This window comes from Caulobacter sp. S45 (genome assembly GCF_009765965.1).
In the GTDB taxonomy this organism is placed as follows: domain Bacteria; phylum Pseudomonadota; class Alphaproteobacteria; order Caulobacterales; family Caulobacteraceae; genus CAHJWH01.
Window position 1 is genome coordinate 70,380 of the sequence record NZ_LMUL01000007.1, and the last position, 24,829, is coordinate 95,208.

Consider the following 24,829-nt stretch of genomic DNA (forward strand, 5'->3'; position numbering starts at 1 on the left):
AGAGCTGCACGGTGCCGCCGATGCTGCCTTCGTCCTGGTCCGCCGAATAGGACTTCTGGACCACCACCTTGTCGAACAGTTCCGAGGCGAACAGGCTGTAGTCGAAGGCGCGGGTCCGGCTGACGCCGCCGCGGTTGTCCATGCCGGACGCGGTGTTGCCGAGCACTTCCATGCCGTTCAAATCGGTGCGGGTGAAGTCTGGGCCCAGGCCGCGCAGGGTGATCTGACGGCCTTCGCCAGAGTCGCGGTTGATAGTGACGCCTGGAATCCGCTGCAGGGACTCCGCCAGGTTCAGGTCGGGAAAGTCGGCGATATCCTGGGCGAGGATCACGTCCTCGGACCCAACCGCCTTGCGTTTCAGATCCTGGGCTTGCTCGATGCTCTGGCGATACCCTGTGACCACCACCTCGCTCACCGAGTCGCTCGTCTTAGCCTGGGCGTCCTGCGCCATGGCCGGCGACGCGGCAGCCGAAAGCAGACCCGCGCCGATCGCCGTGGTCGTCAGCCAATACCATTTAAACATCTGCAGCGCCCCCTGATGTCGAAATCCCATGGCGGCTTGGGCCATGCCCAGGCGCCACATTTCGGAGGAGTGGCCGCAGCGGTCGGTGGGGACGCGCTTTCGATGATCGTTTCGCGAAGAGTTTCTTACATATTCGCGACGATGGCGGAGACCCAGGCGGCGAGTTAAAACACGCTGAACCAAGTGACCAACCTATCGGGGCAGGCGCTGAGGCATTGTCAGACTAACGGGATTGGTGGGGGGCGGGCGGCTAGAGGGCGGTCACGAACCGCAGCCTTTTCCGCTACCTCAACAGCTCACCGGTTTGGTCTGACAAAATGCCCGCACGAATTTTTCGGCTGTGAAAAATGTACGTCTCGTTAGATGAATAGTCGTGGAAGTGCTGGCGGTGATCTTCGTCCCCTGATGGCATTGCCGTCAGGGCAGCCCCAAGCGCCTTCATGACATTTATCGATGATCCTCTCGCGCGTTCTTGACGGAATCGATAACAGCCGCCTCGACAACATCTGGCCGGTCGCGCATGACAAAGTGCGAACTTCCTTTCGCCAGAACTAATGTCCGGTTGGAAGCCTCGGCCACAAATTCTTTGTAGGCTTCGATCAGATGCTTCTTTTGACGAGCTGACGGGAGCGAAGAGTGTTCCGACATGATGGTTGTTATAGGTAGGTTCTTCGGCCAGCACATGGCATAAAACTCGGCCTGCATATCCGGAAAAGCCTTCATCATTGCCGCCACCGTCCTGGCTGATTTTGAACTCATGTCCGGGTTTTTTGGAAATGTCGCCGCCATCGTGTCGATTGCCTCGGGGGTGAAGAAGGATGGGATGTTGGCGTCCACGAGCACGGCGCTGATAAATCGATCCCGGTTCTCGGTTACGAATCCGGCTCCTATCTGTCCGCCAAAAGAATGCCCAACAAATATGAATCTCCGGGGCGCGCCGATTTGATCAAGGCCAGATTTTAAGTCGTCAAGGGAGTTTTGAAGTTTATATGCGCGCCGATCTTCATCACTTCTCCCTTCTCCCGCCCTATCATAAAGTATCAGTTCCGAACCGGTAGCTCTATAAATCGGCCCAATAACTTTAGACCAGGCAGACGAGTCCATACCGCCGCCGGCTTCGAATAGAATAGCCGGCGCGCGCCCGGAAACGAGGTAAAACGCCAATTGGCGGTCGCCCATATGAGCCTGTTTCAGGGTTAGCTGTGGCGGCGCCCCTGCGGCCGGAGCAGATCGCGTATCCGGCTGCGTCTTAGTGCACCCGCTAGATAAGAAAATGGCTATTCCGACGGCCGCAGATGACAGCCGAAACCGAAGCTGTAGGGAGGCGCCCGCCGCGCTCACGCGGATCGCCGTCCCCGCCACGACCAGACGCTTCTCGGTCGATGGGGCCGCAAGAGGGCCGATGCTCGGGACCGTGGCCAGCCTCATCCACCAGCCAGACACGCACTTGGAACAGGCCTTCGCAGCTGATCTAATCCACCGGTCGCAACGTCGAGGCAGCATGTCGAGACCCCCTTCGTCGCGGTTGCGTCAGCCGTCAGTGGGGGTGTTCCGCTTCAGCCGGCAAACGTTCAATGAGCGCTCGCCGAGGGGCCTTGTCAGACTAACCGATTGGTAGGGGGCCGGGCGGTTAGAGGGGCGGCCATGAACCCCAACCCATTCCGCTACTTCAACAGCTCGCCGGCGGGATCCGGCTGGTGGAAGATGTATGTTTGCTACCCGTTATCGCTGCGCAACATCGAGGACCTGCTGGCGGAGCGGGGGATCGACGTCAGCTACGAGACGGTGCGCTATTGGTGGATTAGCGGACATGCGCTTCCTGTCAGATTCCGGACGCTTGAAGCTCCGTGCTTCCCGTGCACGGGCCGGCTTCCATGGCGGCTCGGGTAATCCAGACGAATTCTCCAAATCCCCAACTTCGGACGCGGCTGGCGGGTTCTCGAGCAACGCTCAAGACGGCAGCCGAAGGCGCTATGGGCGATCGGCCAAGGTGTAGAAGTTGTAACTCGCCGGGATCGGCTCATCTGGCGTATGGCCGTGGGGTCGCAGTCGGTCGTGGCCGGCGCTTTTCGATCACAGAAACGACGCCTCAGGGGTCCATATGAAGCTCGCCCGCTTGATCTCCGCGTTGCTGATGTCGGTCTCGCCCGTGATTGTCGCCCAGGCCGCTCACGCGGCCCTGCCGCGCTTTCCCCAGGCCTACGACGGCCGGATCGTTTTTGTGGCGGATGGCAATATCTGGACAGTACCCAAGGCGGGCGGGACCGCGGTACGGCTGACCAGCGCCGCCGGGCAGGACATGTTTCCTCGAGTCTCGCCGGACGGACGCTGGATCGCCTACACCGAGGCCAGCCGAGCGGGCACCGACGTGTGGGTGATCCCGGCGGCGGGCGGCGCAGCGCGGCGGCTGACCTACCATCCCACGGTGGAGGCTGGGACCGGAGGCCGCCACGGCCCGGACAACATGGTCGTCACCTGGACGCCTGACTCCAAGAACGTCGTCTACCTGACCAAACGCAACCAGTGGAACAGCTGGATCCAGGAGATGTACGAGGTCCCGGTCGAGGGCGGCGCGCCCAAGGCCATGCCGATCGACAGCGCGGTCGGGTTGGCCACCTTCGCCCCCGACGGACACACCATCGCCTACAACCGCATCTTCCGGAACTTCCGCACCTGGAAGCGCTACAATGGCGGGTTGGCGCAGCAGGTGTTCACCTACGACTTCGACACCCACCAGCTCAACCAAATCACAAACTGGTCGGGCACCAATACCTCGCCCATGTGGTACGGCCGCAAGATCTACTATCTGTCGGATCAGGACGTCAATCGTCGCGCCAACATCTGGGTCTACGACCAGGATACCAAGCAGGCGCGCGAAGTCACCCATTTCACCGACTACGACATCGACTTCCCCGCGCTCGGCGACAACGCCATCGCCTTCCAGCAGGGCGGCAAGCTGTATGCGCTGGACCTGCCGAGCGAGCAGTCCCACGAGGTTCCGGTCGCCATACCTGACGACAACCCGCGCACCCGTACGCACGTCGAGACGGTCAAGGACGAGGTGCGCGACAGCGACCCCTCCGGCCAGGTCGACTTCGCCCTGGCGCCCAACGGCCGGCGCACCCTGTTCTCGGCCCGCGGCGACATCTTCAGCGTGCCGACCGAGCACGGCGCCAGCCGCGACCTGACCGGCACGCCGGGCGTGGACGAGGACCATCCCGCCTGGTCGCCGGACGGGCGCTGGGTCGCCTACACCACCGACGTCGGCGGCGGCCAGCAGGTGGCCGTGCGCCCGGCCGAAGGCGGCCCGGAAAAGGTGCTGACCCACTTCAAGACCGGCTATTTCTACGGCCCGATCTTCTCGCCAGACGGACGCAGTCTGAGCTTCGGCGACGGGGAGCACCGGCTGTGGCTGGTGGGCGTGGATGGGGGCGAGCCGCGCCAAGTGGCGCAGGACAAGCAGCAGGAGATCCACGACCAGGCCTTCTCGCCGGACGGCCGCTGGCTGGCCTTCAGCATGGCGGCCACCGCGCGGCGGCGCGACCTCTACCTGTTCGAAATCGCCAGCGGACGCACGACCCGGCTGGGTCCGGGCGAGGCCGCCGACTCCAACCCGGTCTGGTCGCCGGACGGCAAGTACCTGTTCTTCACCTCCAGCCGGCATGAGAACCCCGTGCCCTCGGACCATGAGTTCGACTTCGCCATGCTGAAGTCGACGGGAATCTACGCCATCCCGCTGGCCCGCACGGACGTCTCGCCCGTAGCTCCTCGCTCGGACGAGGCCGACAGCGGTCCGGCGCCGGACGTCAAGCCCTCCGATGAGGGCGGCGAAGGCGACAAGGCGCACAAGGACGGCAGACCCAAGACGCCCGACCACCCCGGCCCCATCGCGCCCATCCATGTCGACCTCGACGGTCTGATGGACCGCGCCGTGGCCCTGCCTATCGACCCGGCCAACATCGCCCAGATCGACGCCCGCAAGGACCGCGTCTACTACTTGACTCAGCCCATCGGCCTGATCGACGGGGCGCTGAAGGGCGAGAAGTCGGCCCTGCACTTCTATGACCTGAAGACGCGCAAGGACAATGTCGTCTCCCAGGACGTCGACAGCTACGCCCTGTCGTTCGACGGCGAGCGGGTGCTCATCAAGCACGACAAGGACTACACCGTCCTGGACACCAAGGCCGACGCCGCCAAGGACGCCGACAATACCCACAAGCTCGACCTCGACCACATGCGCCTGCTGGTCGATCCCAAGGCCGAATGGGCGGAGATGTTCGACAACGCCTGGCGGCTGCCACGCGACATGTTCTTTTCCACGGTGATGAACGGCCAGGACTGGCCGGCGGTGCACGAGCGCTACGCGCGCCTGCTCCCCCAGCTCGGCTCGCGCGAGGACCTGAACTGGCTGATCGGCCAGATGCAGGGCGAGATCGGCAACTCCCACACCTATGTCGGCGGCGGCGACGACGGCGACAGCACGCCCAAGGTCGAGCCGGCCCTGCTCGGCGTCGACTGGGCGCTGGACCAGGCTTCCGGTCGCTATCGGCTGGCGAGGATCTATCCTGGCGACAACACGCGCGACGATTACCGTAGCCCTCTCGCGCAGCCGGGGCTGCAGGTGAAGGCTGGCGACTATGTGCTGGCCGTCAACGGCGTGGAACTTCGGGCGCCGGGCGATCCGGATGCGCTGCTGCAGACCACCGACGCGGACACCCCCGTCGACCTGACCGTCGCCGACAGCCCGGGCGGCGCGCGCCGACACATCCTGGTGCGTCCGGTGAAGAGCGAGCTCAGCCTGCACGAAGCCGCCCAGATCGCTCACAACCGCGAGACGGTGGATCGGCTTTCGGGCGGGCGTGTCGGCTATGTCTACATGTCCGACATGGAGCAACTCGGCTTGCAGCAGTTCATGCGCCAGTTCTATTCGCAGATGAACAAGCAGGCCCTGATCATGGACGACCGCTGGAATGGCGGCGGCTTCATCGCACCCTACGCCCTGGAGCGGCTGCGCCGGGTGCTGGCGTCGCTGAACGTGAACCGCGAGCGCGCCGTCGCGACCGAGCCGCAGGACCTGGTCAACGGACCCAAGGTGGCGCTGCTGAACCACTGGTCGGCCTCGGATGGCGACATCTTCCCCTACCTGTTCAAGCAATATGGCCTGGGCAAGCTGGTGGGCACGCGGTCCTGGGGCGGCGTACGCGGTATCCGTGGCAACTGGAAGCTGATGGACGGCGGCTACATCACCATTCCGGAGGAGGCGGACTACAACCTGGACAGCACCTGGGCGGTGGAGAACCACGGGGTGGACCCCGATATCGAGGTGGAGAACATGCCCGCCGATCTTCTGGCCGGGCGCGATGTGCAGCTCGAGACGGCCGTCGACTTGATGGTCAAGACCATCGCCAGCAAACCGGCGGGCCTACCACCGCCGCCGTCGTTGCTTCCGCCTTATCCGGCGAGCGGAATGGTCAAGCCACAGTCCTGAAACGGCCGCGGCTTGAATGGAACTTCGCTCGGAAAGCCTGTCGGGTTCAGCGAGAGCCTTGGCGCCCGCCAGCGTCAACATCGCGCCGCCCTCAACGAAGTCGCGTTGGACTGACGTATCTCAAGCACTCGGCGAGATCGCGCCCATTGCGGACATCTGCGTAGGCCCAGCTTCCGGACCTTCGCGAACGCCCCTTAGCCTGACGTCGATCAAGGCGGCTCTCTTCGACATCGACGGGACGCTCGCGGACAGCAATGAACTTCATGTGTCCGCTCGGGATGAGGTTTTTCGCGCCCGAGGCATCAGGTTGTCTCGCAAGGCGATCCACGATCAGATCGGTAAAGCGAGGCTTCGCTCGGGTCCGAGCAAAGTTCCGGAGGGCGGCGGCAGGCCTCTACGACAGTCCTGCGGAACATGATCCATAACGTTAGGGCGCCGAGCGACAGCGACCCCAGCGTGATGAAGGCGACGGGATAGCCAAACGCCTGCACCAGCCAGCCACCAAGCGCGGGGCTCATTGCGCCGCCGATCCCCGAGACGGCGCCGAGCGCGCCCTGACCGGCGTTGACCCTCCCGGTGCCATCCAGCATCCGCGTCGCCAAGCCCGCTGCTCCAACGCCTAGCATCCCGGCCCCGAGGCCATCCAGCGCCTGCACCGGCAGCACGCCCCAGGTCTGCGTCAGGGTCGCGGCCAACAGGCCCCGAAGCGGCAGGGCCGCGAAGCTGATGGTCAACACGATCCAATAGCCTCGAATGCGGATCAGCCTCGAGGCGGTGATGGCCGAGAGCACCATGACCGCCTGGGCGACCATCACAACTAGGGCGGTGAACAAGGCCGGATTCACCTTATTGGCCTGCACCACCGACAGGCCGTAGAGCGGCAGCATGGCGCCATTGCCAAGGCTCCAGAGCGTCACGCAAGCCGCCAACAGCAGCAGGGGCCGCGACTTCAGCACCTCTGCGAAACCCTTGATCCTTCCGGCTCCGTTTCCGTCCTTGCGCAAGCCTCGCGCCGCGTGATCGTCGACGGCCGCGCGGGGAACGGCCAGGGTGCACAGAATCGAAGTCGTTCCCAGTATAGCGCCCATGATGAAGACGGCGGTGAAGCCGAACTTCCAGCCCAGAAAGCCCGAAACCGCCGCCCCCCCCAAGTTGCCCGCGTGATTGAACGCCTGGTTGCGGCCGAAATATTTGCTGAACCCCTTCTGGCCCACCACGCCCAGTGTCAGCGCCAGCATGGCTGGGCCGATTGCTGCGCCGCCGACGGCGCCAATGATCTGGGAGGACACCACCATCGCCACACTCTGCGACGCCCAGACCATAAGCGAGCCAATCACAGCTGTGGCGCAGGCGATGATGACATAGCTGCGTTTGCGGGTGGTGCGGTCCACCACGACGCCAGCCGGTATGGCCATGGCGAGACCGGTCAAGCCGCCGATCGTCATAACTGTGCCGAGCATTCCGGTTTTCCAACCGTGCTGGATCAGATAGACGCTGAAGAACGGCCCGATTCCGGTCTGGTCCGCCGAAAAGAAGAAAAGCGCAAGGAGTGCAAGCTTCGCCTTGCCAGCCTGATTGGGAGTGTCCCCTGCGGGGACACCTCGAATCTCGGCCACGCGGAGCTTTTGGGTCGCGTCATAAGCCGTCATGCTTCCTCCGAGGAAGTCAACGTCTCGGAGCGGTCGGCCGATCCCCTCGCTATTGCGGTAGGCCGCGGCGCTCGCGTAGTCGGCATCGGGAACGCCGGTTTCGGCCACTCGCGTCACTGTCTCGGCCCAGGTGAGTGCGACCCGTCCCCGGGTGCTGAACAAGCCGTCCGCGTCGCTCCAGGCCTTAACGAGAACGAATTTGTCCACCGACAAACCCGCCTTCAGCAGATCGCGTGAATGCATGTCGATACCGAAGGCGCACCCGTTGGCTTGTTGCGCGACCGTTCGGTCTTCGTCGCTGTAGCCGCAGGAGGCAGGTTTTCGGGTGAACGGGCCCGCCAACCGGATTTCCTCACGCCACACCTACAGGCTGTGCTGGCCACTAGGGCTGCTCGATCTGAGGTTTTTCTCCGGCACGGGCGCCGGACCGGACATCGTATCAGTGGCCAGGACTGGGGCGCAGGACGCGCTTGACGCGCACTTCTCGTCGCTCCGTATCTAAGCGCAAATTGCAAGGATAGAGAGGAACGCCATCTAGGGCGCTTCAGCCCCAGCTAGCGTCCGGTTTCCGAACGCGCGCTAAAGTCCGCCTAGGACATTATCGGGGCCCGAGCTCTCGGTCAGCACCGTCAGCACGATCTCGCGGCGGATTGTGAACCCCAAGCTCTCATAGAGCCGGATCGCACCAGTATTGCTGGCGTAAGCGTGGAGGAACGGCGTCTCACCGCACTCCAGTATACGCACCATCGCCTCGCGCATCAGTCCGCCGGCGTAGCCCTGGCCGCGATGGTCTGGATGGGTGCACACTCCGCTGACCTCGGCGAAGCCCGGCACGCGTATCCGCGTTCCGGCCATCGCCACCAGCCGCCCCTTGCGTCTAACCCCGATGAACCCGCCGAACCTGTGGGTGCAGATGGAGAAGGGACCCGGCCGGGTCAGGGTGGCGAGCGCCAGCATCTCCGCTCCATCTGCTTCAGCAAGCGGGATGTAGTCGAAGCTGGGCGGCTCGGTCAGAGCGTGTTCCGCAACCATCTGCACGCACAACGCGGGCTTGGCCGCCATGGTCGATGGCGCTGGAAACGTCTCGGTCTCCACCATGTAGAGGCCGGTCTCGCCGGGATCGAGCGCCGCGAGGGCCGCGAGGCTTTCCGGAGAGTCGTCAACGCAGGCCGCGAAAGGCCCGTACGTCGGGTCCAGTCTAAGGGCGCGTCCTTCGCCCTGGGCCAGATGGCGCCAGCCGGTGTTCAAGGCGTTCCAGATCGGCCGATCGAGGGGGTGGACGTCCATGGCGACGCTTGTGGCGAATTCTGAACCCCGCTTCCAGCCTAAACTCGGTAAGCAATTCGCTGGGAATAATCTTCGGCCGCGAGTCATCCGAGGCCTGCGGGGGAGGATGGTTGCCCGGACGTTTTGCCTACCAATCGGCGACAGCTGAGTTGGCCGACTAGAAAGCGGTCACTTTCACTCCGGTCTCAATCCGCTCGCCCTGGCGGTTGAGGATAAGGTCGCGCGTGTCTCCCGGCTGGCCGTGCAGGGTGGCGAGGAGCTGACCTCGGGTGAGGCCGTCCACGGCGCGCCCATCCACGCTGATCAGTCGGTCGCGTGGCAGAACGCCGACCACCGTCGGCCGGCCGTTCCTGCGCGCGATCCCGGCGACCGTCACGGTCCGACCGCCGCGCTCCAGCACTAGGCCCACCTGGTCCAACTCACCTGTGTCTAGAGGCGCTTCCCGACGCCACCAGCTCATGCGATTTGGGTAATCGAGCGTGAGCCGGAACGACTTCAGCACATTGCCGGCGAGCCAGCCGTCCACCCGCTCGCCAGCCTTTTTCGAGTAGTAGTTCCAGAAGGCCGGGGTGGCGATTGCGCCCACCAGGCCGGGTACGCCGAAACCGACGAGGTCAAACGGCGCGAGCGTCAGTGGACCGAGCCGGGCGTCGGACGCGCGGAGCACGGGCGCGCCGACGTCGCTGTCTCCCAGCGACAGGTTAGCTTCGCCAATCCCGTCGTCGCTTCTCAGCCAGTCCCGGTGGCGCCGCGCAATCGAATGGGCAAGACCGAGCCGAAGTGCGCTGAAGCTCCCGCCGTCGTCGATCACCAATGCCCGGCGCTCGCCGCCGATAGTTGCGTCCACCGTTGCGAAGCCTGTTGCAGGGTTCACGCGCATTGGAACAGGTGTCCCATCCGGCGTCGGGCCGCCGGGCGGATCGAGGCTGAGGATGCGCGCGCCATAGTCGAGCGTCACCCGGTAGGGCGTCAACAGGCCCGCGGGCAGGACCGCCTCCACCGGCAGCGGTCCGACCACCGCCTTCATCAGCCCGCCCGGCCCTTGCGCCTTCTTGGCGGCGTAGGCAGCCTGCTCGTGGGGCGTGGTTGGGCCGTGCCGGGGCGTGAGGTGCAGTTGAAAATCCAGCACCTCGCTCTCTGGCTGCACCGTGCGTGGGTCGATGGCGATCTCCGTCCGGCCTATCCGCATCCGGAGCGGACGCTCTTCGCTGACGCCGAGATCGCGATAGAGGGCGTTGGAGAGTGCGGGCCCGGCGAAGCCCATGTTCATGAAAGCGAGCGTCCGCCGCTCCCGCCCGTCGGAGGAGATCAGCGTCACCGGCACGAAGACCCGGTTATCGTCGAGTTGGAACGGGACGGGACCGGAGGACGTCGGCGTCGCTCGGCTCGCTTGGCGCATATCGGGCGTGGGCGGTGGAACCACACAGCTGGCTAAGGTCGCCGTTCCAAGGGCTAGGGCGAGCGGCAGGGTTCTCACGCGCAGGCGTGTGGCGACGGTCATGCTGGCCTCGAAGGCTGAGAAGGGCTACGCTGAAGTTGAATTAATTATTGTTTTGCGGCAATTAATTTTTGCGGATCGACTCCTTGTCAAACGTGCTCGCGCTCTTCCCCGTGCGGCGGGACCCACGTTCCCAGCCCAGCCTCTCCGCGCGCGTGCGAGCCTTCAGTCGCGTGCTGTGTCTCGGTTTTCTGGTCCTGGCGATTCTGTTCACCGTTCTGATCGCGACGGTGTTGGCAGCGATGTTCCTGTATCGGGGCGGCATGGTCGGGCTTGGGCCGCAGGGCGGTTGGTTCGCCACGTCTGGCCACATGCCTGCGGGCTACACGGCGCTGGGCGCCCTGCCGCTGCGGGAGAAGATCGTCTACGCCTTGGTCGCCGTCGTCCGGGAGGCCCCCAAGCTCGCCATCCTCCTGAACCAGGCGGCGCTGTTCCGCCTCTATAGCCGAGGTGCGGTGTTCCAGCCGGCCAACACGCGGCGGCTACGCGACACCGGCGCATGGCTTGTGGCCGACGGCCTGCTACCCTTCCTTTGCCACCTCGCGCTCGTCGCAACGGGCCTAGAAGTGGACCGGCGTTGGGCGCACCTGGGTAGCGTTCAGGAGGTGGTGCTCGGTCTGCTGCTCTTCGTCATCGCCGCCGTGATGACGCTCGGGCGTGAGATCGAGGAAGACGGTCGGGGGTTTGTCTGATGCCCATCATCGTCCGCCTCGACGTCATGCTGGCCAAGCGCAAGGTACGCTCCAAGGCGCTCGCCGAAGCTGTTGGGATAACCGAGGCGAACCTCTCACTGCTGAAATCAGGCAAGGTGAAGGGGCTGCGCTTCTCCACCCTGGAGGCGATCTGCGATTATCTCGACTGCCAGCCCGGCGACATCTTAGAGTTCGAGCAGAGCGCGGGTGAGGGGAAGCCTACCGTCGCCGAGGCGGGCTGAGCGCTTCTTTTGAAGGGGCCTGCTCCAGGTTTCCTCGAGACGGGAGGCTTGCCGTAGTCCCAACGCGCTAACGAAGTATGGTGCTGGCCAGTAAGACGTGACCGCCGGCCTGACGGCTTGCGGCCGTTGATGGGGTTGCTTGCCCTAAAAGGTGGGCGAGCATCGACGGAATGTCGAAGTCTTTGATCCGCCGGAAGCCGAACTCACGAAGCTGATCGTGCAACTCGGCGGGAGCGAAATAGCTGAGGAAGGGTTCGCCGGCGGCAGCGACCCGCGCAGCCCGCTCTTCATATTGAGGGCGAAGGGCGGGATCGATGTTTTCACGCGCCTCTGTGTAGTCGAAAGCCACTTCCGCTCCGGCGGGATGCGCGGCGATTTGCGATAGGGTCAAGGCAACGGCCTGCGACGTCATGTAGGGCACGACGCCGAGCCAGGTGAAAAAGGTGCGAACATTTGGGGCGAGTCCGGCCAGCGAGAGCCGTTCGGATAGGTTGTCGCGCTCGAAGTCCATGGGCGCATAGGTCACGTTTCCAGGTACGGTGACACCAGCCTCGCTGAGTCGACGTCGCTTCCATGCCTGGGTCGCGGGATGGTCGACCTCGAAGACCCTCAACCGCTCGCCGAAAGGATTGCGGTAGGCGAAGGTGTCGAGCCCTGCGCCCAGCACGACCAATTGGCCCACCTCACGTTCGTCGACGGCGGTCTTCAGCGCACTTTCAGCGATGTTCGCCCGCGCGACCACGAAGAACCTGATCCCGCGCCGCGCTTCGTGAAATTCCTGATCTTGGCGAATGGTCTTGGGATCAACGCCGAGAATTTTCAGGGCGACCGGGTCCTTGAAAAAGCGGCCCTGCTCAAAGACCTGGTGCGCTGCCCGATAGGAAGCGGCTGCAAAGGCTGTCCGACTAGGTTCGCTCTCAAGCATGTGGGCAGCTTAGCCTTGCATTCCGAATGGAAGCTATCCCTTTGCACCGACGCCTCGGATGTCGATTAGGACTGGCGCGATCAGCCTGCCTTGGCCCACGCCACCGCGTCCGCCCCTGCGGGGAGGCGTATCGGGCAGGATGGATCGGTCGCCGCCCGCCACACCGCTTCCGCCACATCCAGCGCATGCGTGACCTCCTCCGTCGACTGTTGAAAGCGCGCGAAGACCTGAGCCGCCATGGCGCCGTAGGCCTCGGGTATATCCATTCCCATGCGGGTGCGGGCGTTGTCGCCGAACGCGGTCTCGGGCGAACGGCCGGGCAGAACCACCCGCGCGCGCACGCCGAACGGCTCCAGTTCCAGCGCCAGCGACTCGGTGAAGGCGTTCACCGCGGCCTTGCTGGCCGTGTAGACCGAGAGCAGGTGCAGCGGCCGCAGCGTCACGGTCGAGGTCACGTTGACCACCACACCGGAACGCCGCGTCCTGAACTGCGGCAGCACCGCCCGGGTCATGGCGATGGTCCCAAGGGTGTTGGTCTCGAACACCTCACGGACCTGGTCCATGGAAACGCCTTCCAGCGCGTTCAGCAGGCCGACGCCCGCATTGTTGACCAGGACGTCGATTGGCCCGGCCGCGTGCACGGCGCGCTCGATGCTGTCTGCGTCGGTGACGTCCAGCGGCAGGATCCGAAGCCGATCGGAGCGGGGCAGGACGTGCTCGCGCAGCGTGCGCATGGTGGCGATGACGGTCCAGTCGCGGTCGAGGAAGTAGCGCGCCGTCTCAAGGCCAAAGCCGGACGAGCACCCGGTGATGAGGATCGTGTTCATGTGAGCTCCTATTGTGGAGTGACAGGTAGGCGAGCGCGGGCGGACCAGCTACGAGAGAAAGTCCAGATCGCATTTGCGAAAGTCCGAAAGTGTCCGATCCACTCACCCAGATCGTCGAGTTGCTCCAGCCGAGCGCCTCATTCTCAAAACTGGTCGTCGCAGGCGGCCCTTGGACCGTGCGGCGCTCCGAGGGGGGAGGGCCCTTCTACTGCGCGGTGCTCGACGGTTCATTGCGCCTGTCGACCGACGGGCGGGAGCCGATCACGCTCGAACGGGGCGATTTCGCCCTCGTGCCCGCATCGTGCGATTCCGTCACCTCGAGTCTCGAGCCGCCGCCGCCTGGCGTCCAGACCCAGCACGTCGAGACTAGCCCTGGTGTGTTCCGGCTCGGCGACCCCGACGCGCCGCCTAGTGTGCGCATGCTCGTGGGTCACTGTGTGTGTGGCTCGGACGACGCCAACCTGCTGGTGTCGCTGCTCCCGCAACTCGTCCATGTGCGCGGGCACAGGCGGCTGATCACCCTGGTCGAGCTGGTGAACGAGGAGACCCGCGGCGACCGCCCCGGACGCGAGACGATCCTGGCTCGTCTGCTCGATGTCCTGCTTATCGAGGCGATCCGCTCCACCGCCGGGCCTGTGGCGCCCCCAGGCCTCCTGCGCGGCCTCGCCGACCCCCGCCTCGCCGTCGCGCTGCGCCAGATCCATGAGCGTCCAACCCAGGCCTGGACCGTGGCCGAACTGGCGAGGGAGGCGGGGCTCTCGCGGTCGACCTTTTTCGAGCGGTTCAGGCGTGAGGTGGGCGTCGCGCCGATAGAATACTTGCTGGGCTGGCGCATGGCCCAGGCCAAGGACCTGCTGCGTCGGGAAGGAGCGAGCGTGGCCCAGGTCGCCGCCCGCGTAGGCTACAGCTCGGCAAGCACCTTCAGCGTCGCCTTCGGCCGGCACGTCGGCACCCCGCCGATCCTCTACGCCCGCGAGCAGAGAACGGGATCGAGATGAACGAGATGAATCGGTCCAGAAGCCGATTGCAGGAGGAAAGCCGCGACCGCTATGGGCGTCGAGCGGTCGCTTCGTCCCGAAACTTGCCACGGGCTGGTACGGGCCAAGTCTAGAACCCCTCCCACCCGTCCTCGGAAGCACCTGGTTTGCGCGCCGCGCCGCCACGCCCCGTGGCCTTCATGGCCGAGGCAGGTGCGCGCGGCGTCGGCGCAGGGGGACGGGGCTGGACGAGGTCCTTCCGCACCAGCTCGGACTCGGCTCCGGTGTGGAACTGGCCGATCAGTCGGGCCAAGGCCTCGGTCTCCCGAGTCAAGCTGTGCGTGGCTGCAGTGGACTGCTCCACCATGGCGGCGTTCTGTTGGGTCACTTGGTCCATCTGATTGATCGCGGTGTTCACCTCGGCAAGTCCCGCGGCCTGTTCCTGGGCGCTGGCGGCGATCTCGGCCACTACGATGTTGATCTCGGCGACCTGGACCACTATGCGCTCCAGAGCCTCGCCGGTCTCGCCCCCAAGTTTGACGCCCGAGAACACGTGGTGGGTTGAAGTCGCGATCAGGGCCTTGATCTCTTTGGCCGCCTCCGCTGAGCGCTGGGCAAGGGCCCGCACCTCCGACGCCACCACCGCGAAGCCACGCCCGGCGTCCCCCGCCCGAGCGGCTTCCACCCCGGCGTTCAGGGCCAATAGGTTGGTCTGAAAGGCGATCTCATCAATGACGCCGATGATCTGGCCGATCTGCTTGGATGACTGCTCAATCCCGCTCATGGCCGCAACCGCTTCACGCACCACCTCGCCGGACTTCTCCGCGTCGGCCTTGGTCTCGCCCACCACATCTCGGGTATGCAGCGCGCCTTCGGCCGTCTTCCTTACTGTGGCGGTGATCTCGTCGAGGGCGGCGGCCGTCTGCTCCAGGCTGGCGGCCTGCTGTTCGGTACGGCGAGACAGGTCGTCGGCAGCCGACGAGATCTCGCCCGCGCCCGAGCGGATGGCCGAAGTGTTGGCGGCGACCACGCCCATGGCCTGCTGCAGCTTGTCCATGGCGGCGTTAAAATCGGCTCGCAGCTTTTCGTATTCGGCCGAGAAGGGGGTGGACAGGCGAAACACCAGGTCGCCCGCCGACAGCTTCTCAAGGCCCTGGGCCAGGTCTTCCATGGCCACGGTCTGGCGATGGGCGGCTTGGGCCTTGTCGGCCTCGTTGCGGGCGCGCTCAGCCTCGGCCTGACGACGGTGCTCGCCGCTCTGCCCTTCTAACTGGACCTTCTCGATCGCCGCCTGTTTGAACGCCTCCACCGCTTCGGCCATTTGGCCTACCTCATCCAAACGACCCATGGCCGGCACCGCCACGGTGTTGTCGCCTGCGGCCAGCTGGCGCATCGCGGCTGTCATGCCGACAATCGGCTTGGCGATCAGACCGAACAGGCAAAAGCCCGCGCCCAGCGCGATCGCAACCGCGGAAAACGCGCCGGTCCAGAGCGCCGCCATGCCCATCCCAAACGAGTTGTTCTCGGCGCGCGCGCGTTCAATGAGCAGTCCGTTTTCCCGAGCATCGAACTGCTCGGTGACCTTTTTTAATTCAAGGAGTCGCGCAGCGTTGACTATAGAGCGGCGAAGCTCGCCGATCTGGGCGGGGTCCCGTGCGAGCGCGAATGAGCGATCCGCTTGTCGATGGAAAGTCGTTGCAAAAGAGACGATCTGATCCAGGAGGTGCTGTTGATCCCGAGAATATATTTCCGCCTTTAACTTGCGAAGATTGTTTTCATAATCTTTATTGTAATTATTATAGTTTTTTACAAAAAGGGGGGTGGTGTCGGCGACGTATCCGCGAAGAGCATCCTGCTGATCGACAAGCGCAAGCACGAGGCTCTGGCTGTACTGAAGCATTCGATAGCTTTTCTGACTTGTTTCGACGGCCCCGTGGACGTTCCGGAAGCGCGCGCCGGTAATTGCGGACGCGATGATGAAGGTGAAAATAATCGCAGCGAAACTTGCGACAAGCTTTCTCCCGATAGAAAGGTTCGAAGGTTTCACAGCTCGCGTCCCCAAATATTCGTTGCAATATCAGTTGGCTGGACCGGGCGTATCTGGTCTCGCAAGGTACAGTGCAGCCGTCAGCGAGAGTGTCATAAGGCGTCCCGGCTCAGCGCCCCTGGGCCGTAAGTAGGGCGTCGAGGCGTGGGAAGACGCGCCGCGCATTGCCTTCGAAGATCGCGTTACGTTCGGCCTTGCTGATCTCCAGCGCGTCGATATAGCGCCTGGTGTCGTCGAAGTAGTGTCCGGTCTGCGGGTCGATCCCGCGCACCGCCCCGATCATCTCCGAACCGAACAGGATGTTCTTGTTGGCGATGACGTCGGCCAGCAGGTCGATGCCCGGCTGGTGGTAGACGCAAGTGTCGAAGAAGACGTTGTTCATCAGGTGGGTTTCGATGTCCGGTTGCTTCAGCATGTCGGCCAGCCCCCGGTAGCGGCCCCAGTGATAGGGGACGGCCCCCCCGCCGTGTGGGATGATGAACCGCAGGGTGGGGAAGTCCTTGAACAGGTCGCCCTCCAGCAGCTGCATGAAGGCGATAGTGTCGGCGGCGATGTAGAAGCCACCGGTGGCGTGCAGGCCCGGATTGCAGCTGCCCGAGACGTGGATCATGGCCGGCACGTCCAGCTCGACCATCTTCTCGTAGAGGGGATACCAATAGCGGTCAGTGAGCGCCGGGGCGTCGAAGTGGCCGCCGCCGGGATCTGGGTTCAGGTTGCAGCCGATAAAGCCGAGCTCGCTCACGCACCGTTCCAGTTCGGCAATCGAAGTCTCCAGGCCGGTCCCCGGCGACTGGGGCAGCATGCAGACGCCCGCGAAGCTCGAGGGGAACAGCCGCACTACCCGTGCGATCAGGTCGTTGTTGGCGCGCGACCAGGCCAGGCTGACCTCGGCGTCGCCGACATGGTGGGCCATGGCCGAGGCGCGAGGCGAGAAGACGGTTACGTCCAGGCCCCGCTCGTGGATCAGGCGGAGCTGGTTGCGTTCGATGGAGCTCCTGACCTCCGTGTCGGGAATCTCGGGATAGGACGGCGGCGCCTCGCCGGCCTTGAACGCCGCCTTCTGGGCCTCACGCCAGACGTTGTGGGCCTCCGGCGCGGTGGTGTAGTGGCCGTGACAGTCGATGATCAGGCCCATGGCCTCACTCTCCCTCGTAGGTCCGGTAGACTAGGCCCTTGGCGGCGAGGCCTTCGCGCATGGAATAGATGTCCAGGCCCAGCTCCCCAGCCTTCAGCCGCGCGCGGGTCTTGGCCTCCTTGGCCTCCCGCTCCTCACTCTTGATCGCAACCTGAGTGGCGGCGAGCCGAGGGACGACCACGACGCCGTCGTCGTCGGCCACGATCAGGTCGCCAGGGTGGATAAGCTGGCCGGCGCAGACCACGGGTATGTTCACCGAGCCCACCGTCTCCTTCACCGTGCCCTGGGCGCTGACCGCGCGCGACCAAACCGGGAAGCGCATTGCACTCAGTTCTTTCACGTCGCGGCAGCCTGCTTCGATCACCAAGCCGCGCACACCGCGCGACGCCAACGAAGTGGCGAGCAGCTCGCCGAAATAGCCGGTGTCGCAGGGCGAGGTGGGAACGACCACCAGTACGTCGCCCTCGGCGCACTGCTCCACCGCCACGTGGATCATCCAATTGTCCGCCGGGGCGAGGCTGACGGTCACCGCGCTTCCCACCGCCCGCGCACCGGGATAGATCGGCCGCATGTAGGCGGCGAGCAGACCGGTGCGCCCCCGAGCCTCGTGGACGGTGGCCACTCCGATCCCGTCGAAGCGGGCCACCACATCCGCCGGCGTGCGCGGACATCCCGTGATCACAACGCCACCCATCATAGGTCTCCTAAGTTTTCGACCGTTACTTGCATAAGTCCATGCTCAGTCCCCGCCTGAACCGATGCCGGCGAAGCCCAAGATCTTGCTGACACCCATGGTGAGGGACAGCCCGATCACCACGATGTTCTTGGGCACGAAGTTGATTTTTGCGAAGCCGGAGTTGTCGGGATTGGCGATGTATTGGAAGTTGGGAGTCAAGACCATGTACGGCATCACCTGGATGCCGTAGTTCACCTCGAACACTCCTTCGTCCGGGCTGTTCCGACCGTTGCCGCCAGCCTTGACGCGGGACTCATCCAGGAACTCCAGCTCACGCGGGGAGATCTGCATATAAGATCCCATCACGCCGATGGTGTCGTAAGGACGACCCGGGATGGCGCCGGTAAGCACCGCTCCGGCAAATTCTTGCTGGCGCAGGGTCTCCTCGTCCTCGAGCGGCACGATGCTTCCGAAGAACAGGTTGAGGTTTTCGTTGCTGGCGCGGTTGGGTCGCCACACGACCCGATCGCCCATGAGGTAGAGGCCGTCACGGGTGGAATCATTCAAGGCCGTGCCGCCGAAGGTTCCCAGCGACTGGCCCTTGGTATTGTAGAGCGGGTCGGCATGCGGCGCCGTGCTGACGTAGCCGCCGAACTTTAGCTCGAACGGATAGGCCTCCGTTTTCAGGCTCGGCCGCGCCCACACCAGTTCGAACGGTGTGGTGAAGCCGGTTGCGAACTTGGTGGACCAGTCCCAGCCATTGGTGTGCTGGATGAAGGGGTTCACCTCGAAGGCGCCGGTGGAGAAGTAGACCTCGTGAGTGAAGTGGTAGGTGACGTTCATCCCCCAGGTGGCGGAGGGCAGCAGGCCAAAGCCGGATTCCGAGTTCAGGATCGTCGGCACTCCGCAGGTCGCGCCGCTCTGAAAGTCGCAAGCCGGGATCAGGTGGGCGTAGTAGGCGGTGGTGCCCACCCGGCCGACGATGATGTCCAGCTTGTCGTTCAGGAGCTTCTGCTCGTAGGCGAACAGGCCCATGTGCAACTGCGGGAAGGCGTTCTTGTAGATGTTCTGCTGCTTGACCAGGGTGCCGGTGGTGTCCTTGGCCAGGCTGAAACCGTAGTCGCGGTAGATGGTGGCGTGGAACGAGCCGCCGGGGATGCCCACGGCCTTGTCCAGGTCGACGTCGAAGCCGAAGTTGAGCTGGCCGACGTTGTCGTTGCCCTGGTGCACACCGCCGACGGGGTTGTTGGCGTACTGGTCGATCAGCACCCCGCGCAGGCTGACGCCGTAATTGCCCAGGTAGTCGGAAACGGGCTTGAAGGGGCCGGCGGGTCCCCGATCTTCACCGCCAGGCTGAGCCAGGGCGTCGGCCACGCGAGGACCCACCGGTGCGCCGTTGGCGTTCGGTGAGGCGGGTCCGTAATAGGGCTGGCTGTTCGCCGGCGCTTGATTGGTTTGGGCGGTCTGAGCTTCGGCGGCGCCCGCAAGGCAAAGCACCAGCGTCAGCGAGGACGCGGTGCGCCCCCACAGGATGGTAGTCATGTTTTCTCCCCTCTGAAATCGCCGGTTCTTCCGCCGGCGGGTCGTTGCGTTAGGTCAGGTCGGTTTCACTGGACGCGCCTACTCATGCTGGGTGAAAGCCGGCGTCGAGTTCGGCCTGTAGGCGGCGGCGGTCGACCGCATCCTCCCACTTGGCGACCACCAGAGTGGCGACGCAGTTGCCGGCTATGTTGGTGAAGACGAAGGCCGCCGACAGCACCCGGTGCACCCCCAGGATCAGGGCGATCGAGCCCACCGGGATGGCCTTGGTGGCCGCCAGCGTCATGGCCAGCACGGCGATGGCCGAGCCGGAAACCCCCGCCCCGCCCTTGGATGTCAGCAGCAGTATGCCGAGCAGGGCGACCTGTTCGCGCCAGTCCATATGCACCCCGGTGGCCTGGCCCAGGAAAACGACGGCGGCGGCCCAATAGAGGCAGGTGCCGTCGTGGTTGAAGCTGTAGGCGGTGGGCAGGACGAGCCCCACCACCTGGTCCTGCACACCCAGTCGGCCCAGCTTGGCGGTGAGCTGCGGGAAGACGCTTTCCGACGAACTGGTGCCCAGCACCAGCAGCAGTTCCTCGCGGATGTAACCCATCAGCTTGAGCAGGTTGAAGCCCGCATAGGCGGAGATGGGCGCCAGCACGAGCAGGAAGAACAGCAAGCAGGTCAGGTAGAATTCGCCGATCAACGCGCCCAGCGACACTAATGAGGCCAGTCCGAACTTGGCCACGGTGAAGGCCATGGCGCCGAAGGAGGCCAGCGGGGCCAGCTTCATCACCAGGCCGATGACCCAGAACAGCGCCTTGGTCACGCCGTCCACCACGTCCAGCACCGGCTGGGCCTTGTCGCCCACCGTGGCCAGCCCGCAGCCGAACAGCACCGAGAACAGCAGGATCTGTAGGATGTCGCCCTTGGCGAAGCCGCCGACCGCGGTGTTGGGGATCAGGTTCAGCAGGAAGTCGCCGACATCGGTCAGGCGCTTGGTCCCCTCAGGGTCGGCGCCCGGGATCGCGCTCTTCAGAGCTGCGGGATCCACGTGCATGCCGACGCCGGGATGCAGCAGGTTAGCTGTCACCAGCCCGATCACCAGCGCGACGGAGGTCACCACCTCGAAATAGATCAGCGCCTTGATCGCGATCCGCCCGACCTTGCCCAGATCGCGGACGGTCGCGATCCCGTGCACGACGGTGCAGAAGATGATCGGGCCGACCACCATCTGGATCAGGCGGATGAAGGCGTCGCCCAAGGGCTTGAGCGTCTGGCCAACATTGGGCGCGAACACACCCAGCGCAACGCCGCAAGCCATGGCCACCAACACCTGGATGGACAGGTCGCGGTAGAATGGCCGGCGCGCCGGATGGGCGCTCATGACTGCGGTATGCTGGGTCAAGGTCTCCACCCTCCCTGGTGGCTTTACTATCGTCGCGCCCGTTGGCCGGGCGTCCTGTATGCTTGGTCTAACGTCCCTCATCTCCGAGCAGCTCGGCGGCCTCGCCCAGCACTTCGTCGACGGTGAGCTTGCGGGGCAGCAGCAGCTGGCGTGCGCAGGTCTCGATGGTGGTCTCCAGCGGCCTGCGCAGGGCGTCGAGCCCGAACAGTGTCTTGCTCGGTTCGCCAGAGGGCGGCCGCACCGCGGCTTCGGCCTCGGCCATCAGCCGGTAGGCGGCACGAACCGCTTCAGGGTGCGCGCGCGCCGCCTTCCGGCTGACCACCACCATGTGGTTGATCGGCATGAAGCGGTGCTTCTCCCACCAGGCCCGGTCGCGGGCGATGGCGTCGGGATAGAGCGGCGCGAACGCCTCGCCCTTGGGCAGGTCGTTGCCCAGGATGGCGGCGTCCACGTCGTCGTCGCGCAGCATGTCCGGCAGCGACTTGTCTGGTGCGTGAGTCACGCAGGCGGGATCCCCGAACTGCTCCACATGGGCAGGGTCCTGGGTGAACCAGTTCATCCGCTCGATCGGCAGGCCGTAGTCCTCCGCGAGGTGGGAGCGCACCCACATGCCGGTGGTCTGGGTATAGGCCCGCACCCCGATCCGTTTGTCCGCGAGGTCTTCCGCCTTAAGCGGCCCGCGCGGGGCATAGCCGATGATACAGCCGCGCTGGAAACGCGAGGCCACGACCGCCGGTAGCAGCACCACTGGCCGGTCGTAGGCGATGGCCTGCAGGGCGGTGACCACCGCCATCTCGCACAGGTCGTAGGCCTCGCGACGCACCATGGGCGCGAAGGCCTTGTGCACCGGCTCGACCTCCTCGAACGCCAGCTGAACCTCGGGACTGCTCAGCGCGCCCGACTTCAGCGCCTCGGTGTGCGGATAGTTGGACAGCACCGAGCTGAAGACGACCTGATCAGGCATGGACCATGCCCTTCAAGCCGGGATAGATCTGGGCCGCCGTGCCAGAGAAGATCATGCGTTGGTCGGTCTCGGGCAGGCCGGCCAGCGCCGCCTTGGCCTCGGCCAGCAGCTCGGGGAGGGGCTCTTCTGCAGCGGGGAAGTTGGATCCCCAGGCGATCCGGCTGGCCCCGAACGTCGCCAAGACCTTGGACACGAAGTCCACTGAAGTGGAGGCGCCGGTCGCAGCCATGGCCAGGGTGCGATTGGTCAGCTTCAGGAACACGCCGGGATAGGCGGCCATGTCGAACAGGGCGGCGGCGGCGGCGTAGGGCGGTCCATCCGAAGGATCGACGCGGGCGAGGTGATCTAGCAGCACCCGCACCTTGGGGAACCGCTCCAGCAACATGCGCAGCTTGGGCAGGCCGTCCATGGTCATCTGCAGACACACCGGGATGCCGTTCGCCTCGGCGTAGGCCCAGGCTGGGAAAGACGCCTCGTCTCCCAGCCAGTCTTGCTGGCCGGGCAGGGTAGTGCCCGTAGTGAACAGGCGAAACCCGAACAGGCCCTGGTCCTGCCAGTAGGCGATCTTTTCCACCGCGTCGGGCGCGAGGGCGTCGATCGAATAGACGCCGACGAATCGATCCGGGTGGGCCTTCACGGCCTCGACCACATAGATGTTGTCGTGCCCGTAGACGGTGGAGGCCTGCACGACAACCGCCTTGGCGACACCAGCCGCGTCCATGGCCCGAATTAGTTCGGGATGGCTCACTGGGCGCGCGATTGACCAAGAGGATTGATGGCCGCCGACCGGTGCGACGGGATAGCGCACAGGGTCCGATGATATAACGTGAGTATGGGTATCGAAAATTTCGATCATGATCCTCCCCGCGACTACGCGTCCATTCGGACTTGTCTCGAACCTAGCCGCAGTTCTGGCGGAACAATCATTCAGAGATCGTGCGTCCCCATATATTTTTGCTAAGTTCCCGCCATGATCCGTATCGCCACCCCCGCGAACCGTCCAACCTTGCGCCGCTTGGTGATCTTCGAGGCGGCTGTACGGTTGGGCTCCATCGGGGCTGCGGCTAACGCTGTAGGCCTGTCCCAGCCCGCCGCCACTCACGCCCTGTCCAAGCTGGAGGACGAGGTGGGAGAGTTGTTGCTGGAACGCGGAGCCGGCGGAAGCTCGCCCACCGCGGCTGGGCGCATTCTGCACCGCCGCGCCGAGCGGATGCTGCATCGGATTGAGGCCAGCCTGGCCATCCTCGCGGCGCCAACCGGTCGCCACGCCGCGCGCACCCGCAACCTGAGCGACGCTCAGGTGCGCTGCCACCTGGCCATTGCGGACGCTGGCTCCTTCCGCGCCGCCGCGGCCGCCCTGGACATCGCCGAGCCCACCCTGCAGCGGGCCGCACGCAGCCTGGAGGCCGCGCTGGGGGTCGCGCTGTACCAGCGTCAGCTTCACGGAATCGCAGCCGGACCCGCCGGGCTGAAGCTGGCCTCCGACCTGCGGCTGGCCCTGCTGGAGGTCGATCAGGGGCTGGACGAGCTCGCCATCGCCCAGGGCGCAGCGGACGGGCGACTGTCCATCGGCTGCCTGCCGCTGATGCCCAAGGCAGTGCTGGCGCGCGCGGTCGGCGAGTTGCTGCGCACCCATCCCCAGGTGGCCATTTCATTAGAGGAGGGCGCGCACGCGTTTCTGGTCCGTAGCCTACAGAACGGCGAGATCGACCTGATCTTGGGCGCACTTAGGCCTCGCCGGCCTGGGCCGGACGTGCGCCAGCGCCGTCTGTTCGCCGATCCCTATGTCGTGGTCGTCGGCGCGCACCATCCCCTCGCCGGGAGAGCGGAACTGAACGACGAGGACTTGGCGGACCATCCATGGGTCGTGCCTTGGCGTGACACGCCGCGCCGGTCCGTCGTGGAAAGTCTGTTCGCCCGTCTTCCCCGGCGGCCGCGGGTGGTGATGGAGACCAGTTCGCTCGGAATGATGGGCGCGGTCCTGGCCGAGAGCCCCTGCCTGACCATTCTGTCTCACTCGCAGATCCGGGAGGGGGCGATGGCCCAGGACGTCAGAGTGCTGCCCGTGGCCTTGGCTTGGCCGAAACGTGCGGTCGGGATCGTGCACCGCACGGAATGGCTGCCAACCGCAGTCCAGAAACGTTTCATGACTATCCTGCTGGACCAGGCGAAGGTGTTTGCAGGATCTGACGGGCGGTTTTCAGATTAACGTATAGGGCTCAAACTTGGCCACACCTGCTGAAATGCAGTGCGCCAGCCTTGGCGGACTAGGAGCGGCGGCCTTGCGGCGATCTGAAGGTCAGGTATCCGGCGGAGATTTCCCGACGGCTTTGGGCGCAAGCAGGGAGCAGCCAGGAGGCCCTTTCGCTGCAAACCCGTCTCGCGAGAGATCGTAAGCCGCACCAATTTTCCTTCGGAAGCGGGCTAGGACCGAGCTTGGGCTTGAGAAACCGAGCCATGATAGGGGTGGTGGTGGAGGGGAGGGCCCCACGGCGAAGCACCCGCTGGACTATTTGGGCTGACGGAGCCCCCTCGCCTAACGGGCGATAGGGGTAGATATTTGGGGCAACGACGCCGCGAAAACGCGGCGCGGGAGGAAACGAGACAGGACAAGCGCCATGACGAAGCCCGCCTTCATCCGCACCGTAAAGCCCAAGTTCAAAGCCCGCTACGACAACTATATCGGAGGCGCTTGGACGCCGCCGGCCGGCGGCCGCTACTTCGAGAACCCCTCGCCCGTGAACGGCGAAATCCTCTGCGAGATCGCCCGCTCGGACGCCGCCGACGTGGAGAAGGCGCTGGACGCCGCCCACGCCGCCAAGGACGCCTGGGGCAAGACCAGCGTGGCCGAGCGCGCCGTGATCCTGAACGCCATCGCCCAGCGCATGGAAGACAACCTGTCCATGCTGGCGGAAGCGGAAAGCTGGGACAACGGCAAGCCCATCCGCGAAACCACCGCCGCGGACCTGC

General features: G+C 64.9%; 20 protein-coding genes and 1 pseudogene. 7 read left to right on the forward strand and 14 right to left on the reverse strand.

Annotated features, from left to right (window positions below; all coding sequences use genetic code 11):
• Positions 1-523, reverse strand: a 523-nt coding sequence (locus tag GSQ87_RS04105) for a TonB-dependent receptor plug domain-containing protein (protein WP_371416646.1), incomplete at its 3' end; no start/stop codon positions are given.
• A gap of 447 nt (positions 524-970) precedes the next feature.
• Positions 971-1,702, reverse strand: a complete 732-nt coding sequence (locus GSQ87_RS04110) for an alpha/beta fold hydrolase (protein ID WP_158913479.1) — start codon at positions 1,700-1,702, stop codon at positions 971-973.
• 525 nt (positions 1,703-2,227) lie between these two features.
• Between GSQ87_RS04110 and GSQ87_RS23055 the strand changes: the two are divergent.
• Both GSQ87_RS23055 and GSQ87_RS04120 read left to right on the forward strand, forming a co-directional pair.
• A pseudogene (locus tag GSQ87_RS23055) lies at positions 2,228-2,320 on the forward strand (IS6 family transposase); the annotation flags it as partial.
• Between the two features lie 304 nt (positions 2,321-2,624).
• Positions 2,625-6,011 carry a S41 family peptidase gene (locus GSQ87_RS04120; RefSeq protein WP_158913481.1) on the forward strand — a complete coding sequence of 1,129 codons (3,387 nt, stop codon included), beginning with the start codon at positions 2,625-2,627 and terminating at the stop codon, positions 6,009-6,011.
• A 302-nt stretch (positions 6,012-6,313) separates the two neighbouring features.
• Here the strand turns inward: GSQ87_RS04120 and GSQ87_RS04125 are convergent, their stop codons facing one another.
• From GSQ87_RS04125 to GSQ87_RS04135, 3 genes are all read right to left on the reverse strand, one after another.
• On the reverse strand, positions 6,314-8,002 hold the full coding sequence (locus tag GSQ87_RS04125; RefSeq protein ID WP_158913483.1) for an MFS transporter: 1,689 nt from the start codon (positions 8,000-8,002) through the stop codon (positions 6,314-6,316).
• Between the two features lie 237 nt (positions 8,003-8,239).
• Positions 8,240-8,947, reverse strand: a complete 708-nt coding sequence (locus GSQ87_RS04130) for a GNAT family N-acetyltransferase (RefSeq protein ID WP_158913485.1) — start codon at positions 8,945-8,947, stop codon at positions 8,240-8,242.
• 157 nt (positions 8,948-9,104) lie between these two features.
• Complete coding sequence (locus GSQ87_RS04135) at positions 9,105-10,448, reverse strand: hypothetical protein (RefSeq protein WP_158913487.1); 1,344 nt, start codon at positions 10,446-10,448, stop codon at positions 9,105-9,107.
• 68 nt (positions 10,449-10,516) lie between these two features.
• Here GSQ87_RS04135 and GSQ87_RS04140 point away from each other — a divergent pair, with 68 nt between their 5' ends.
• Both GSQ87_RS04140 and GSQ87_RS04145 read left to right on the forward strand, forming a co-directional pair.
• Positions 10,517-11,137 carry a DUF2975 domain-containing protein gene (locus GSQ87_RS04140; RefSeq protein WP_158913489.1) on the forward strand — a complete coding sequence of 207 codons (621 nt, stop codon included), beginning with the start codon at positions 10,517-10,519 and terminating at the stop codon, positions 11,135-11,137.
• On the forward strand, positions 11,137-11,379 hold the full coding sequence (locus tag GSQ87_RS04145; protein ID WP_158913491.1) for a helix-turn-helix transcriptional regulator: 243 nt from the start codon (positions 11,137-11,139) through the stop codon (positions 11,377-11,379). The genes GSQ87_RS04140 and GSQ87_RS04145 overlap by 1 nt, the downstream gene beginning before the upstream one ends.
• Before the next feature lie 67 nt (positions 11,380-11,446).
• Here GSQ87_RS04145 and GSQ87_RS04150 read toward each other — a convergent pair whose 3' ends face one another.
• Together GSQ87_RS04150 and GSQ87_RS04155 are read right to left on the reverse strand one after the other, a co-directional pair.
• Entirely contained in the window at positions 11,447-12,304 is an 858-nt protein-coding gene (locus tag GSQ87_RS04150; protein ID WP_158913493.1) for an SAM-dependent methyltransferase, read from the reverse strand.
• Positions 12,305-12,384: 80 nt separating this feature from the next.
• Entirely contained in the window at positions 12,385-13,131 is a 747-nt protein-coding gene (locus GSQ87_RS04155; RefSeq protein ID WP_158913495.1) for an SDR family oxidoreductase, read from the reverse strand.
• Positions 13,132-13,220: 89 nt separating this feature from the next.
• Between GSQ87_RS04155 and GSQ87_RS04160 the strand changes: the two genes are divergently transcribed.
• A complete protein-coding gene (locus GSQ87_RS04160) occupies positions 13,221-14,129 on the forward strand; it encodes an AraC family transcriptional regulator (protein ID WP_158913497.1) in 909 nt (302 codons plus the stop codon).
• A gap of 109 nt (positions 14,130-14,238) precedes the next feature.
• Here the strand turns inward: GSQ87_RS04160 and GSQ87_RS04165 are convergent, their stop codons facing one another.
• The 7 genes from GSQ87_RS04165 to GSQ87_RS04195 form a co-directional block, all read right to left on the reverse strand.
• Complete coding sequence (locus tag GSQ87_RS04165; RefSeq protein ID WP_158913499.1) at positions 14,239-16,155, reverse strand: methyl-accepting chemotaxis protein; 1,917 nt, start codon at positions 16,153-16,155, stop codon at positions 14,239-14,241.
• A gap of 109 nt (positions 16,156-16,264) precedes the next feature.
• Positions 16,265-17,290 carry an amidohydrolase family protein gene (locus tag GSQ87_RS04170; protein ID WP_158913501.1) on the reverse strand — a complete coding sequence of 342 codons (1,026 nt, stop codon included), beginning with the start codon at positions 17,288-17,290 and terminating at the stop codon, positions 16,265-16,267.
• Between the two features lie 4 nt (positions 17,291-17,294).
• Entirely contained in the window at positions 17,295-17,984 is a 690-nt protein-coding gene (locus GSQ87_RS04175; RefSeq protein WP_254062738.1) for a 4-carboxy-4-hydroxy-2-oxoadipate aldolase/oxaloacetate decarboxylase, read from the reverse strand.
• Positions 17,985-18,029: 45 nt separating this feature from the next.
• The gene (locus GSQ87_RS04180; RefSeq protein ID WP_158913505.1) at positions 18,030-19,508 is read right to left on the reverse strand and encodes a carbohydrate porin; all 1,479 of its coding nucleotides are present in this window, start codon (positions 19,506-19,508) and stop codon (positions 18,030-18,032) included.
• Between the two features lie 82 nt (positions 19,509-19,590).
• Positions 19,591-20,895 carry a C4-dicarboxylate transporter DctA gene (gene dctA, locus GSQ87_RS04185; protein WP_254062739.1) on the reverse strand — a complete coding sequence of 435 codons (1,305 nt, stop codon included), beginning with the start codon at positions 20,893-20,895 and terminating at the stop codon, positions 19,591-19,593.
• 67 nt (positions 20,896-20,962) lie between these two features.
• Complete coding sequence (locus GSQ87_RS04190) at positions 20,963-21,859, reverse strand: hypothetical protein (protein ID WP_158913507.1); 897 nt, start codon at positions 21,857-21,859, stop codon at positions 20,963-20,965.
• The gene (locus GSQ87_RS04195; RefSeq protein ID WP_158913509.1) at positions 21,852-22,715 is read right to left on the reverse strand and encodes an amidohydrolase; all 864 of its coding nucleotides are present in this window, start codon (positions 22,713-22,715) and stop codon (positions 21,852-21,854) included. The genes GSQ87_RS04190 and GSQ87_RS04195 overlap by 8 nt, the downstream gene beginning before the upstream one ends.
• A 114-nt stretch (positions 22,716-22,829) precedes the next feature.
• Here GSQ87_RS04195 and GSQ87_RS04200 point away from each other — a divergent pair, with 114 nt between their 5' ends.
• Positions 22,830-24,068, forward strand: coding sequence for a LysR substrate-binding domain-containing protein (locus tag GSQ87_RS04200; RefSeq protein WP_158913511.1), 1,239 nt, complete (start codon positions 22,830-22,832; stop codon positions 24,066-24,068).
• Between the two features lie 409 nt (positions 24,069-24,477).
• A partial coding sequence (locus GSQ87_RS04205; RefSeq protein WP_158913513.1) for an aldehyde dehydrogenase family protein occupies positions 24,478-24,829 on the forward strand: 352 nt, incomplete at its 3' end.